The 13,593-nt window shown below is 63.0% G+C and carries 11 protein-coding genes and 1 pseudogene; 5 read left to right on the top strand and 7 right to left on the bottom strand.

Features of this window, described 5'->3' with window-relative positions; genetic code table 11:
• Nucleotides 1-74 precede the first annotated feature (74 nt).
• From ABGT73_RS01370 to ABGT73_RS01355, 4 genes and pseudogenes are all read left to right on the top strand, one after another.
• The gene (locus ABGT73_RS01370; RefSeq protein WP_346668059.1) at nucleotides 75-1,187 is read left to right on the top strand and encodes a sugar diacid recognition domain-containing protein; all 1,113 of its coding nucleotides are present in this window, start codon (nucleotides 75-77) and stop codon (nucleotides 1,185-1,187) included.
• A 199-nt stretch (nucleotides 1,188-1,386) separates the two neighbouring features.
• Nucleotides 1,387-2,538 carry a glycerate kinase gene (locus ABGT73_RS01365; protein ID WP_346668058.1) on the top strand — a complete coding sequence of 384 codons (1,152 nt, stop codon included), beginning with the start codon at nucleotides 1,387-1,389 and terminating at the stop codon, nucleotides 2,536-2,538.
• A gap of 157 nt (nucleotides 2,539-2,695) precedes the next feature.
• Nucleotides 2,696-2,827, top strand: coding sequence for a hypothetical protein (locus ABGT73_RS01360; protein WP_346668057.1), 132 nt, complete (start codon nucleotides 2,696-2,698; stop codon nucleotides 2,825-2,827).
• Nucleotide 2,828: 1 nt separating this feature from the next.
• Nucleotides 2,829-3,539 (top strand): annotated as a pseudogene (locus tag ABGT73_RS01355) (hypothetical protein); the annotation flags it as partial.
• Here ABGT73_RS01355 and ABGT73_RS01350 read toward each other — a convergent pair.
• The 7 genes from ABGT73_RS01350 to ABGT73_RS01320 all read right to left on the bottom strand — a co-directional run bounded on the left by ABGT73_RS01350 (nucleotide 3,467) and on the right by ABGT73_RS01320 (nucleotide 12,373).
• The gene (locus ABGT73_RS01350; protein ID WP_346668056.1) at nucleotides 3,467-4,126 is read right to left on the bottom strand and encodes a DUF554 domain-containing protein; all 660 of its coding nucleotides are present in this window, start codon (nucleotides 4,124-4,126) and stop codon (nucleotides 3,467-3,469) included. The pseudogene ABGT73_RS01355 and the gene ABGT73_RS01350 sit on opposite strands and share 73 nt — an antisense overlap.
• A gap of 234 nt (nucleotides 4,127-4,360) precedes the next feature.
• Entirely contained in the window at nucleotides 4,361-7,444 is a 3,084-nt protein-coding gene (locus tag ABGT73_RS01345; protein ID WP_346668055.1) for a CAP domain-containing protein, read from the bottom strand.
• A gap of 239 nt (nucleotides 7,445-7,683) precedes the next feature.
• On the bottom strand, nucleotides 7,684-8,523 hold the full coding sequence (locus ABGT73_RS01340) for an EamA family transporter (protein WP_346668054.1): 840 nt from the start codon (nucleotides 8,521-8,523) through the stop codon (nucleotides 7,684-7,686).
• A 147-nt stretch (nucleotides 8,524-8,670) separates the two neighbouring features.
• A complete protein-coding gene (locus tag ABGT73_RS01335; protein WP_346668053.1) occupies nucleotides 8,671-9,867 on the bottom strand; it encodes an MFS transporter in 1,197 nt (398 codons plus the stop codon).
• A 1-nt stretch (nucleotide 9,868) separates the two neighbouring features.
• Nucleotides 9,869-10,456 carry a DUF1349 domain-containing protein gene (locus ABGT73_RS01330; RefSeq protein ID WP_346668052.1) on the bottom strand — a complete coding sequence of 196 codons (588 nt, stop codon included), beginning with the start codon at nucleotides 10,454-10,456 and terminating at the stop codon, nucleotides 9,869-9,871.
• 86 nt (nucleotides 10,457-10,542) lie between these two features.
• On the bottom strand, nucleotides 10,543-11,433 hold the full coding sequence (locus ABGT73_RS01325; protein WP_346668051.1) for an AraC family transcriptional regulator: 891 nt from the start codon (nucleotides 11,431-11,433) through the stop codon (nucleotides 10,543-10,545).
• Nucleotides 11,434-11,455: 22 nt separating this feature from the next.
• Nucleotides 11,456-12,373, bottom strand: coding sequence for a CorA family divalent cation transporter (locus tag ABGT73_RS01320; protein ID WP_346668050.1), 918 nt, complete (start codon nucleotides 12,371-12,373; stop codon nucleotides 11,456-11,458).
• Between the two features lie 240 nt (nucleotides 12,374-12,613).
• Between ABGT73_RS01320 and ABGT73_RS01315 the strand changes: the two genes are divergently transcribed.
• On the top strand, nucleotides 12,614-13,552 hold the full coding sequence (locus tag ABGT73_RS01315; RefSeq protein ID WP_346668049.1) for a bile acid:sodium symporter family protein: 939 nt from the start codon (nucleotides 12,614-12,616) through the stop codon (nucleotides 13,550-13,552).
• The last annotated feature ends 41 nt before the right edge of the window (nucleotides 13,553-13,593 follow it).

The raw sequence follows: 13,593 nt of genomic DNA, 5'->3' as shown, positions 1-13,593 counted from the left end.
GATGAGTATACTTTTAGGAAAAGCCGGTCCTTCCCGCGGGGGCCGGTTCTCTGCACAGGAGGGAGGCAGGCCGTGTGATTCATGCCGACTTCGCCCGGAAATTTGTGGAGCGCATCGCACACTACACCGACTACAACATCAACATCATGAACGAGCAGGGCATCATCATTGCCAGCCGCAATCCGGAGCGCATCGGCACCTTCCACGAGACAGCCTACCGGATGATCCGCTCCAACCTGGAGATCTCCTCGGTCTCCAAGGGGGACGCCCTGCTGGGTGTGCAGAACGGGGTCAATCTGCTGGTGCACTACGGCAAGAAGCCCATCGCCGTGGTGGGGGTCACCGGGGAACCCGACAAGGTGCGGGAGATCGCCCTGATCATCAAGATGTCCCTGGAGACGATGGTGCGCTACGAGAGCCAGCAGGAATTGGAGATCAGCCGGATCACCGCCCACCACCGGTTCTACTCCCAGCTGTTTCTGGAGGAGGCCCCGGCCCCCCGGCAGCTGGAGCAGCTGGCCGAGACGCTGGATTTTTCGCCCCGGCACATCCGTATCCCCATCGTGCTGCGCTTTGCCCCCGACTCCCAGCCCGAACAGAAGCTGACAGCCGTGCAGGGCTGCGTCACCGGCCAGGACATGGCCTGGACGGTGGACAACCGCCACATCCTGGTCTACCTGGACCTGGAACAGGGCCCGGCCCCGGCGCTGGCCTCCTGGCACAACCAGACCGCCGATTGGCTGCAGCGCATCGAAAGGCCGGTGGGCTACGACCGGGCCTATGTGGGCACCATGCAGTACCAGCTGGCGGACTACCACCGGGGCCTGGACGCCTGCCGCTGGCTGGAGCGCAACCTGGAGGCGAGCGACCGGGTGCTCTACTTTTCGGACCATCTCAGCGAGTATCTGCTCTCGCTGCTGCCCGCCGAGGAGCTGCGCGGTCTGTTCAGCGTCTACGACCACGCCCTGGAACCCCAGAGCAAGAACAGCATCCTGCGGATGGTGGGCGCTCTGCAGAAAAACGACTTCAACCTGGTCCGCAGCAGCGAGGCCCTCTTTTTGCACAAAAACACCCTGGTGTTCCGCCTCAACAAGCTGCGGGCGGCGCTGGGCATCAACCCCTTCCAGTCCGCCAGCGACCGGCTGTTGCTGACCTGTCTGTACCACTATCTCAAGAGCAAAAAATGAACAATGCCCCCTGCTTTGTCAAATCTGTACAAGGCCAGGAGGCATTTTTTGCGCACTATGGCGACGACAAAAAGAAGATTGTATCGTCCGCACAAGAAACGCCGGAAAATTTAGACCGTGAAATCTTGTATTATGGCAAAAAATTCAGTATGATGCCAGAAAAGATATTGTACAAAAGCACGAAAGGGGAAGTGTGTCCATGAAAATTCTCTTCGCACCGGATTCTTTTAAAGGGTCGCTCTCCTCTTTTCAGGCCATCGAACTGCTGCACGCCGTCACCGAAAAGCATTTCCCCGGCTGCCAGATGGTGGACCTGCCTATGGGGGACGGCGGCGAGGGCACGGTGGAAGCACTGCTCCACGCCCTGGGCGGCCACTACGGCCGCTGCACCGTGTCGGGGCCGCTGGGCGACCCGGTGGAGGCCCGCTACGGCGTGCTGAACGACACCACCGCCATCCTGGAGATGGCCCAGGCGTCGGGGCTGCCGCTGCTGGGGGACCGCGCCCCCGATGTGCTCCACGCCTCCACCCTGGGCACCGGCCAGTTGCTGCGCCACCTGCTGGAGGAGGGATACACCACCGTCTATCTGCTGCTGGGGGGCAGCGCCACCAACGACGGCGGCATGGGCGCCGCCACCGTCCTGGGCATCCGCTTCCTGGACGCCGACGGACAGTGCGTCAGCCCGGACGGTGCCGGGCTGGAGCGGGTGGTGTCGGTGGACACCTCCGCCATGGTGCCCCAGCTGCGGCAGGCCCGGCTCATCCTCATGTGCGATGTGAAGAATCCCCTGCTGGGCCCCCAGGGCGCCACCTGGGTCTACGGACGGCAGAAGGGTGCCACACCCGCCCAGCAGACCCGCCTGGAAGCGGGCATGGAAAACTACTGCACTGTGCTGGAGGCTGCCTGCGGGCGGCGGCTGCAGGACCTGCCGGGCAGCGGCGCGGCCGGCGGTCTTGCGGTGCCGCTGCTGGCCTTCTCCCGGGTGGAGATATGCTCCGGCATCGAGACGGTACTCTCCCTGGTGGGCTTCGATGACCTCCTGGCCGATGTGGACCTGGTGGTCACCGGCGAGGGCCGCCTGGACGCCCAGAGCACCCAGGGCAAGGTCCTCTCCGGCATCGGCCGGCACTGCGCCCGCCGGGGTGTGCCCGCCGTGGCCGTGGTGGGCTGCCTGGGCGAGGGGGCCGAACAGATCTACGACTGCGGCATTTCCGCGGTGGTCTCCTGCATGGGCGGGGCCGCCTCCCTGGAGGACGCCCTGGCCCGGGCCGATGAACTCTTTCTGGAGGCCGCCGACCGGATGTACCGCATGATCAAGGTGGGTCTGCGGTTGCAGGGCCGTGCCCTGTAACGATAGAGCATTGTGAAGGGGAGGTGAAGGGTGCATTTTACAGCCAGGTACAAAACGGGATTCTGAAAGGAGTGAGGCACTGAAAGTCAACGCCAAACAAGAAAAGAAAGGCCTGCCCCAGGGCAAGGCCCTGCATTCCTTTATCCCGTTGCTGTTCATGGTGATTCTGTGCACCATCATTTCCTGCTTCGTCATCCCCGGCGCCTACGACCGGGAAACGGTAGACGGGGTGACCTGCGTCATCGCCGACAGCTACCATACGGTGGAAGTCCCCCGTCCCCCTCTTTGACATGTTCCGCTCCATCCCCGAAGGACTTACCGCCACCGCAAACATGATGTTCTGCATCATACTCATCGCCGGCGTGGTGGAAATCTACAAGTACATCAACGTGGTGGGCGCCCTGATCAACAGCGTGCTGAAAGCCTCCAAGCGGTTCAACAGCCTGGTCATCATTGCCATCGTCATGATCGTCTTCTTCATCTTCGGCGGCATCCTGGGCTGGAGCGAACACATCATCCCCTTCGTTCCCATCATCATCTCGCTGGCCATCTCCCTGGGCTACGACGCGCTGGTGGGCATGGCCATCTCGGGCTTTGCCTGCCTCATCGCCTTCGCCTCCGCCCCCTTCAACATGTTCACCGTGGGTACCTCCCACACCATCGCCGAGTTGCCCATGTTCTCCGGCTGGGAGCTGCGCCTGGTCTCGCTGGGCGTCATCTGCCTCATGGCCCTGCTGTGGACGCTGCGCTACGCCCGCAAGATCAAAAACCACCCCGAGCTCAGCCTGGTGAAGGACATCGACAACTCCTCCCTGCTGCTGCCCGTGGATGAGGAGATCACCTTCACCCCCGTCCGCAAGCTCTCCACCCTGGTGCTGGCCGTCTCCATCGCCATCAACATCGTGGGCATCCTGGAATGGGGCTGGAGCTACACCCACATGGCCACCTCCTTCCTCATCGGCGGCGTGATCGTGGCCCTCCTCAACCGGGTGGGCCTGGAGAAGTCCATCGACCTCATCGTGGACGGCTGCACGGCCCGGGCCAGCAGCGTCACCATCCCCTGGAAAATGCCCACCGGGATGGCCGAGAAAAGGCAGCCCCGGCCCAGGGAGGCGCTCATGACGCAGACGATCACCATATCCAGCAGCGCCTTGAGGGCCAGGGTGGAGTGGTCCCCCGAGATGCCGTCCTGGATGGAACCCACCACGGCCATGGCCCCGATGCAGACCGTCAGGGAGGCGGAGACAAAACCGTCCACAAACCGCTTTTCCCGGGCGTTGCCCGTCTTCACCTTCAGCCAGCTGCCGAACTGCTCGATCCGCCGTTCCAGGTTGATCCACTCCCCCAGCAGCGACCCCACAGCGTAGCTGATGACGATCATCATGGTGCCGCTGCTCTGCAGCCTGTCCGCCGTGACGGTCATCATCTCCTGCACGGCGCCGCCGATGCCCACAAACAGGATGCAGACCCCGATGGCCTGCATCAGCGTCTCCTGGTAGCGGGCGCTGATGGCCCGGCTGAACACCAGCCCGATGACGCCGCCCACCAGGATCGCCACCACATTGATGATCGTTCCCAATCCTATCATAGTCTTTCCTTCCTCTGCCAAACACTGACATCTACCCAAATACAACGGTTATGAGTATACACGTTTGCCGGTGAAATAATAAGAAACTTTTGCTTTTTCTGCCCGCACTTTCCGGTACAGCGACAGGCTTCGCTGGTGAGCCATATACAGCAAAGACCCGCTCCGGCCATAGGGCCGGAGCGGGTCCTGCTATCCCCTTTCCGGGGAGCATCATACTGGTCTTACAGCGGCCGTTTACCCGTCACGGCGGCGGGATGTCACCACCAGAGCGATCAGGCCGCAGGTGCCTGCCGCAAACAGAACCACCCACAGTGTCAACGGGAAGCTGTCCGCGGTGGCGGGAATGGCAGACTGCGGCGCAGCCGTCGGGGCAGCGGCCGGAACAGTCGCACTATTTTCGGAAGGCGCAGGCGCCGGGGTCGGCGTTGCGGGGACCGGCGTGGCAGAACCGGACTGGTTATTGGTCTGCGTCTGTTCGGAATCGTCATCCGGGTCATTCTCGGTTTCGTCCGGCGTGGTCACAGGGTCGCTGGCCTTCTGCTGGTACGCAGTTACCGAAACAGGAGACAGCCCCTGGAAGGTGACCAGCAGGCCGTCGACCGTTTCCACGGCGGCAGGATGCTCCACCTTGCCGTTCTCCATGAGATGGGTGACGATAAAATCGTAATCCGTACCGTTGGTGCCGGCAGGGTAGGGCAACGTGACCGTGATCTGCATGCCAGCGGCATCCGCATTCTGCCACTCGCCTCCGGACTCCCTGTGTTGCAGGTCTATCTCATAGAAAAAAGTTTTGCTGTTCACCGCATTGGCGGGCAACTTGGTCTCCGCCGCCTGGGTCAGCGTATTTTCCACCGTTTCTTCGGGCTGGCTGTCCACCACCTGTACGCGGTATTCCTTGCCGTCTCCAACGTCGGGAACGGTTGCCGTCAGGATGGTCTCTTCCTCGCCGCGGGCGCCGCATACGGTGCATTCCTGATGCTGTTTGCCGGCCTGGGTGCCGTTGGGCTCCTGGTCCACAACCCATTTCCAGCTGTGGGCCGCTTCCTCGCCGCGGGCGCCGCAGACCTGGCAGACACGCCAGTGGTTTTCCCCGTCGCTGTTCCAGCTTTCCTCGTAGCTGTGGCCGGTGGCAGGGATGGTCTCAGTATTGGTTTCACCGCAGCGCTGGCAGGTATAGAGTTTCGTACCGTCTTCGGTGCAGGTAGGCTCCTTGGTCACAACGCCCTCGTCCCAGTCATGGCCCAGGGCGGCAATCTCCGTCTGCTGCTCCAGAATGGTGTCGCAAACGCTGCACTTGCTGCCATCCGTCAGGCCGGTCTCGGTGCAGGTAGCCGCCTTGCCGGGAATCTTCACCGCTGTATGGCCGGTGGCGGGGATCGTTTCAATCTTGGTGCTCTCGCAGCGGGTGCAGGTGTAGGTCTTTTCACCCGCTTCGGTGCAGGTGGCAGGCGTAGTCACAACGCCCTCGTCGTAGTCGTGGCCCAGCGCAGAGATGGGCTCGGTCTTGGTTTCCTGGCAGACGGTGCAGGTGTAGGTCTTCTCACCCGCTTCGATGCAGGTGGCAGGCGTAGTCACAACGCCCTCGTCCCAGCTATGGCCCGTGGGATCCAGATTCTCGCTATCGATAAAGCCGCAGCGCTTACATTGGTGCCTTCTCGTACCGCTTGCGGTACAGCTGGGGGATTGTACCTCCTGCCATTCTCCCCAGTCATGGCCCAGGGCGGGGATTGCATGCGGTTCCTCCAGGGTGTTACCGCAAGTACTGCATATCTTGGCATCGCTCCGGCCGGCCACGGTGCAGGTGGGTTCCACGCCCGGGATCGTCATCGGGGTATGTTCAGTCTTGGGGATGGGCTCGGTCTTGGTTTCCTGGCAGACGGTGCAGGTGTAGGTCATCACACCTTCCTTGTTGCAGAAGGGTGGGGTGGTCATCACACCCGCATCCCAGGTATGACCCAGCGCAGCCACAGGCTGGGTTTCGGTTTCACCGCAGCGGGGGCAGGTACGGGTCTGCTCACCGGCCTCGGTGCAGGTGGATTCCTTGGTGGTCTCCCATTCGCCAAAGGCATGGCCCAGGGCGGGAATCGCTTCGTCCCTGGCTGCCCCGCAAAGGGCGCAGGTATAGGTTTTCACACCTTCCGTGGTGCAGGTGGCAGGCGTGGTGACCTTGCCCTCATCCCACTGGTGGGTACAATCCACAATGGCAAAGGTGGTCTGCGCGGTGCCGGTATAGTTGCCGGTGCCCGTCACCGTGACGGTGGCGGTGCCGATCTCTATGTTATTGGCATACGAGACGGTGTAATCGATTCCCTCGGTCAGCGTCTTGCCGTTCAGGGTCACCGTCACGGCGGGCCGGATCTCGCTGCCGGTCACGGTAAACTGGGGCTGATCCAGCGTGACGGCGGCTCCCTCCAGCGAGGCAGCGTTCACCGTCACATCCAGAGAGACCGCTTCTCCCAGCACCGTGCCGGTCAGGGTGGTGGTGCCGGCTTTGAGGGCTGTCACCTGATTGCCCTCCACCTTCACAATACCGTTGGGATCGTCCTGCCAGCTGGCCTGTGCTTCCGCCTGGGGGGTAACGCCCCAGGTTTCCGTCAGGGTCATCGTCACATTCACCAGCGGCAGTTCCGTTCCCTGGTCCAGTTCCAGGGTGACGGGTGCCGGTGCCTGCACCGTTTTCTGGGTCACCTGGTCGGCGCTGACATTGACCGTGGCCGTGGTCACATCGTCATTGGCCGGGGTCTCGGTTCCCCCCACCAGGCTTGTTCCGAATTCCTGTACCCAGAAATGTACACCATTGTAGACCACATGGCCAACGGCAAAGGTCTGGGAAGAGCTGGAAAGCATGTTGCGGCGATGGCCCTGGCCGGCATACTTTTCGTTGGTTTCCTGCCACAGTTCAAAAGCGCTTTGCGCCGAGGCGGACCCTGCGGCGATATTTTCACCGTTTTCGCAGTAGATTCCCACATCGTGGTATGCCGTCCAGCACTCCGTTCCATCCGGACGGTCGTGCGCAAAATTGATGGCAATCTCCGCCGCACGCTGCATGGCTACCTTTTCCAGCTCGTAGTCGTAGGTCAGCGGCTGCAGGCCGGTCACCGGTGTCTTATTGGTATCACTCTCATCCCAGTACCAGGCGTCGCCTCCCGTACGGAAGTCGTTGATCATCGCCAGCATGGTCCGGGCTTCCGTCTGGCCATAGGTCACATCATACTGTACCTGGCAGATTTCCCCGGCAGCGTACGCCGGAATCGCCCAGCTGAAGAGCATTGCCAGCGTTGTCAACAGCGCCAGACATTTTCTGCGGATCCCTTTCAACCCAATTCCTCCTTTGACATTCCATGGCCGGCATCCTTTTCCTTCGGGCAGGGCCGTGCCAACCCACTTTATATAATCTTTTTTATTATATCAGTCCGGATTTTTTCCTTCAAGGGAATCCCCCGGCAGATTCCTCACAATTTTTTCGATTACTTTTTGTTGAATTTGACCAGTTTCAAGGGCAGTGCCTCCTTGCCCGCCCCATAGTCCCCCGCTTTTTTCCGCAGGCGGGAGAGCCTTCACAGGTTGAGCAGCACCAGCGCCGCCAGAATCATGGCCGCCGCCCCCAGCTGGCGGGTGTTCAGCCGTTCGTGGAAGAACAGGAAGCTGGCCACGCTGATGACGAGGATGACCCCCACGCTGTAGGAAGGGTAGACCAGGAAGGCGGGCAGCCGGGTGAGGGCGGCCAGCAGCAGCCGGGAGGACAGGAAGTTGGGCACCCCCGCCAGCACACCGAAGAGGAGGTCCCGCGCCGTGAGGGGGCGGTGCTCCTTCACCAGCAGCACCAGGGTGGCGAGGCCGGCGAACAGGAAGATATAGAACATGAAGAGGCCGTCGTCCTGGCGGCGGCCCAGCTGGGTGAACACCTTGGACATGGCGTCGGCGGCGCCGTTGAGCAGCAGCGTGAGCACCAGGGGCACCAGATAAATCCGCGTTCCGGCGGCGGAATCATGGGATCTGCCAGGCAGGCCGTTCATCACTACGGCGGCCGCCACGGCCAGCGCCACGCCCAGCCCCTGCAGGGCGGTGGGGCGCTCCCCGAAGAGGGCCACCGACACCACGATGGGCACCAGCACCCCCAGCCGGGTGAACACCGAGGAGAGAATGGCGCCGTTTTTATGGATGCTGTACCCGTTGGCGGACAGGGAGGCAAGATAGATCAGCCCGGTGATGCCGCCCAGCCAGCAGGGGGTGAAATCGCCGTTATAGAGCGTTCTGGGTTCCATGGCCGCAAAGGCCAGCACCGTGCAGGTGATGTAGTTGAAGAAAAACACGCCGTAGGGGCTGCTGGTGTTGAGGTATTTCAGCACCATGGCCAGCACCGCGCTGAACAGCATAGCCAGCAAAAGGAAAAGCATGGGGGTACTCCTCTCTCATTTTCACAAACGCTTCCATTATATACCACCCGGCGCCCGAAAGGAAGCGGCGGGCGGGCGCAAAAAAATTTCCCGCCCCGCCCGGCAGGACCGGGCAGGACAGGGAAGGCGATATTTTTAGAAAAACCGTCAGGGACGGACGGCGGGCTGCCGGCGGCGGTTGAGCACAAACAGGCTGCCCACCAGCAGCAGCGGGAAGACGGTGGCGGCCAGCAGGCCGGTTTTCAGGTTGCCGCCGGACCATTCCGACAGGGTGCCCACCACAGCGGGGCTGACGGTGGCGCCGAAGTCCCCCGCCAGGGCCAAAAAGGCGAACATGGCGGTGCCGCCCTTGGGGCACGCCTGGGAGGAGAGGCTAATGGCCCCCGGCCAAAGGATGCCCACGCTGAACCCGCAGACCGCGCATCCCGCCAGGCCCAGCACCGGCCAGGGGGAGAGGGCAGCCAGCAGGTAGCAGACCACACAGAGCAGGCCGCTGCGCAGCATGGTGCGGCTCAGATTGCCCTTCTGTTCCCGGGTGCCGTACAGCATGCGGGAAAGGCCCATGAAGACGGCGAAGAGGCAGGGCCCGGCCAGGTCGCCCACAGTCTTGGACACGCCCAGCGCCGACTCGGTGAAAGCGGAGGCCCACTGGGCCATGGAGGCTTCGGCGGCGCCGGCGCAGACCATGAGCAGAATCATCATCCAGAGCAGCGGCATCCGAAGCAGCCGGCGGGGGGACAGCCCCTCGTCCTCCTCCACCAGCCGCTCGATGGGGCAGGTGAGGAACTGGAACACATTGACCAGCGGCACCAGCGCCCAGAGCATCGCGAGGATCTGCCAGTGCCGGGTGCCGAACACCGCGAAGAAGAGGGTGGAGCCCAGGATGACCGCCACCGCGCCCCAGCAGTAGAAGGAGTGCAGCAGGCTCATGTGGCTTTCCTTGTTCTCAAAGGGGCAGGCCTCCACGATGGGGCTCACCAGCACTTCCACGAGGCCGCTGCCCACGGCGTAGAGCACCACCGCCGCCAGAATGCCCAGGAAGGGCTCGGGCAGCAGTTCGGGCAGCACGGCCAGCAGCACCAGCCCCAGCACCGACACCACCTGGGAGGCCACCACGCAGGGGCGGTAGCCGATCTTGTCCACGAACCGGGTGGCGCCCAGGTCGATGAAGAGCTGGGTCAGGTAAAACACCACGGGGATGAGGGCGATCTTTTCCAGCGAGATGCCGTAGCTGCTCTGGAAGGTGAGAAAGAGCAGCGGCGCGAAGTTGGCGGCGATGGCCTGGGTCACAAACCCCAGGTAGCAGGCCCGCAGGGTCTTGCGGTACTTCCGGGTATCCGCCATATCACTTACCCGCCCGGATGTTCTTCACGGTCTTCTTCTCGATGGACAGGTGCTCGTACACCCGCATGCCGCCCTGGCCGGTGGGCGCCTGGGCCAGCAGGCCCACCTTGATGACGGGCTGCGCCGGCAGGTGGAAGTAGCGCATCATGTAAAAGTGCTCGCCGTCCGCGGAGTAGTGGAAGGCGAAGTTGTTGCCCACCCGGCAGACCTGCAGCCAGGCGCTGTTGCCCTCCAGGTTGCAGCCGTTGGCGTCGTCGGAGTCGCCCTTGGTCACCACGCTCACGGCGGCGTGGGTGCCGAAGTCGGTGAGCTCATAGCAGCACTTGGCCCAGCAGGTGGCGTCCTTCATGACCATCACCGAGGCGGAATCGTAGGTATCCCGGAAATCGTGGGAGACCTTCACCCGCAGCACGAAGTCCCCTTCCATCTCGGTATAATAGTAGGGCGCATTGCAGAGGGATTCCGGCAGGATGCCCTCCTCGCACTCGTCGATGCTGCCGCAGAAAAAGTCGGTCTTGGCCGGCGCCACAATCTCGATGCGGTCCCCGGTCTTTTGGATCTTGCTTTCGTTCAGCCAGTGAAATTCCATCGTAAATCTTCCTTTCTGTTGGTGTTGCACGTATTATAAGCCCAAATGCCAACAAATAAAAGGGAGTATACCGCCACAAAAGGGCACTATTTACCCATTTTCCGCTTTTCCCCCGGTGCGCAGCCGTACCGTCTGCGGAACTGACGCCGGAAGTAGTTCACCGAGTGGAAGCCGCAGGCGTCGCTGATCTGCTGCAGCGTCAGGTCGGTTTCCTGGAGCATCTGCCAGGCCCGCTGCAGGCGGTAGCGGATGAGCGCCTCCACCGGCGAACAGCCCAGGTAGGCCTGGAAACACCGCCCCGCCTCGCTGCGGCTGATGTGGGCGGCCGCCGCGATATCCGCCAGCGTGACGGGCCCGGCGTACTGTTCATAAATAAAGGAGAGCATCTTCTGCTGCCGGATCTGGGTGTTCAGCTGCACCCGGGAGGCCTCGACCGCCGGCAAAGTATCCAGCTGGCGGTAGATGGCTTCCAGCACGCAGCTCAGGCAGCGCTGCACCGTAAGCTCGTAGCAGTCCGGCCGCTGCCCCATGGCCGCGCAGGCTGCACCGATCCGGGCACGGACCTCCTGCCACTGATCGCTGTCCCGCCGGAAGACCACAAAGGGCAGCGTGGCGCAGTCCAGGATGGGCTGGATGTATTTCCGGTAGACGGCGCTGCCCTCGGGGGCCACGGCGTTTCCGGCAAAGACCAGGATGGGCAGCGGGTCGGGCGCCCCGCCGGAGAGCTGCCGGATGGCGTGGAGCATGTTGCGGTTGATGAAGATGCTGTCCCCCGGCTGCAGCTGCAGGTGGGTCTGGCCCACCTGACAGTCCAGCACACTGCTTACGGCGGTGGCAATCTCGCAGTAGGGGTGCCAGTGCACCGGCCCCGCCCGGTCGGGCAGATCGGCCAGCTCGTTGCTGTAGAAGGCGACGGGAAAATCCCGCATTTCCTGGGGGATCTGTTCCCGCAGCTGATGGTCAAGTACGATGGACATGGTGTATTCCTTTGCGCCTGTGTTACCAGAACTTCTTCTTTTTCATCACCCAGAGGGAGAGCAGCACAATGACCACGCTGGCCGCGATCACCGCCGGGTAGCCGTAGGCCCAGCGCAGTTCCGGCATGCCGGTGAAGTTCATGCCGTACCACCCCGCCACCAGCGACAGGGGCAGGAACACCGTGGTGACGATGGTGAGGATCTTCATGATGCGGTTCTGCCGGATGTCCAGCTCGGCCTGGAACAGCTCCCGCACCTGCAGGCAGTATTCCCGCAGCAGCTGGGCTTCGTCCCGCAGGCGGGCCAGCCGCTTTTCCAGCATGTGGAAGCCCCGCTGTTCCTCCGGGGTGAAGAAGCCCATCTCGTTGCTTTCCAGCTCACAGGCCACCCCGTCCAGCTGGTTGTAGAACCGCAGCCGTCCCAGGGCCTGCTTGCGCAGCGGCGAGAGGGCCGCATTAAAGCCCTCCATCTCCCCCGCCAGCACACCGTCCTCCAGCTGGGACAGCCGGTCCTCCAGCTCCTCCAGATGGTGCAGTTCCCGGGCCAGCAGCTGTTCCAGAAACTCGCAGAAAAACCGCCCCGGGCCGTTTTCCCGCCAGCGCTTTGCCTTGCCCAGCCGCTTGAGGATGGCATGGGCCGTGCCGGTGTCGTCACACAGCACCACCCGGTCCCGGGTGAGCAGATACCCGAAGGCCACACGGTCCCCCTCGTTGCCCCGGCGGGGTACCACCACCGTGCCGCTGAGGCAGTCCCGGCGCACCTCCGCCTTGCATACCCGGGCATCCCGGGCGCCGGGCGTGTGGTGGAGTACCCCCTCCAGCCCCGGCAGCCGGGGATTGCGGTCCAGCTCCTCCGAGGTGAGCAGGAAAACCGCCGCCGTGCCCGGCGCCGGCGGCGCCTCCAGCAGCGTCAGACTCTGACCCAGACCATAGACATACATGGCGATTGCCTCCCTTTCCCCGGTGTTTTGTCTTATTGTACCACAAAATCCCGGATTCTGTGAAATTTTTCCGGGCCCCGGTTTAGGGGCTGCGGGGCCTTGTATTCCCCCGCCGGGCGTGCTATAATGGGCGCCAATCCGAAAAAGCAAGGACGCTGACCCGTGTCAGTTTCCTTGCTTTTTTTGGTTGGGAAGTCTCTGTTTTTGCCCGGGCGGATCGCCCGTAGGAGGGATGGTTCTATGCTGCAGCGCTGCAACCGTTTTCTGGAAAAGTGGATGTTTCTGGTCACCCCCTGCTGTCTGGCGGCGGGGGTGCTGTTTCCCTCGGTGGCGGGACTGGGGGTGCCCTATGTGCCACTGGTCTTCGCCTTCATGACCTTCATCGGCGGGCTGAAATCCAGCTTCCGGGATATCGCCGCGGTGTTCCGCAGCCCCCTGCCCCTGCTGGCCTGCCTTGTGACGCTCCACCTGGTGCTGCCCGCGGCGGCCTGCGGCCTGGGACGGCTGCTCTTCCCGGACAACCCCAACGTGGTGACGGGCATGGTGCTGGAATTCTCGGTGCCCGCGGCGGTGGTGGGGCTGATGTGGGTGTCCATCTACCGGGGCAACAGCCCGCTGTCCCTGGCGCTGGTCATTCTGGACACCCTGCTGTCCCCCTTCCTCATTCCCCTGACGCTGCGGCTGCTGGTGGGCTCCCAGGTGGCCATCGACACCTCCCGGATGATGGAGGAGCTGATCTTCATGATCGCCCTGCCGGCCCTGCTGGCCATGGTGCTCAACCAGCTCAGCCGCGACCGGGTCAAGGAGACCTGGCCCGCCCGGCTGGCGCCCTATTCCAAGTTCTGCCTGATCTTTGTGGTTACCGCCAACTCCTCCGAGGTGGCCCCCTACATCCGCCACCTGAACGCCCAGCGGCTGCTGGCGGCGGGCTGCATCCTGCTGCTGGCGACCTGCGGGTATGTCATCGGCTGGCTGCTGGCCCTGCTGTTCCGGCAGCCCCATGACATCACCGTCTCGATGATCTACGGCGCCGGTATGCGCAACATCAGCGCCGGGGCTGTCATCGCCTCCACCTACTTTCCGGCGGAGGTGGTGTTCCCCGTCATGATCGGCACGCTGTTCCAGCAGATTCTGGCCGCCCTCTTCGGCATGCTGTCCGCCCGCAGCTGGCACAGATAAAAAGGACCTCCGGCAGTGCCGGAGGTCCTTTTGGGTTATGC

This window comes from uncultured Subdoligranulum sp., assembly GCF_963931595.1.
Lineage (GTDB): Bacteria > Bacillota > Clostridia > Oscillospirales > Ruminococcaceae > Gemmiger.
The sequence above is the reverse complement of the archived record's forward strand: the minus strand, read 5'-3'. Positions and strand labels throughout refer to the sequence as shown.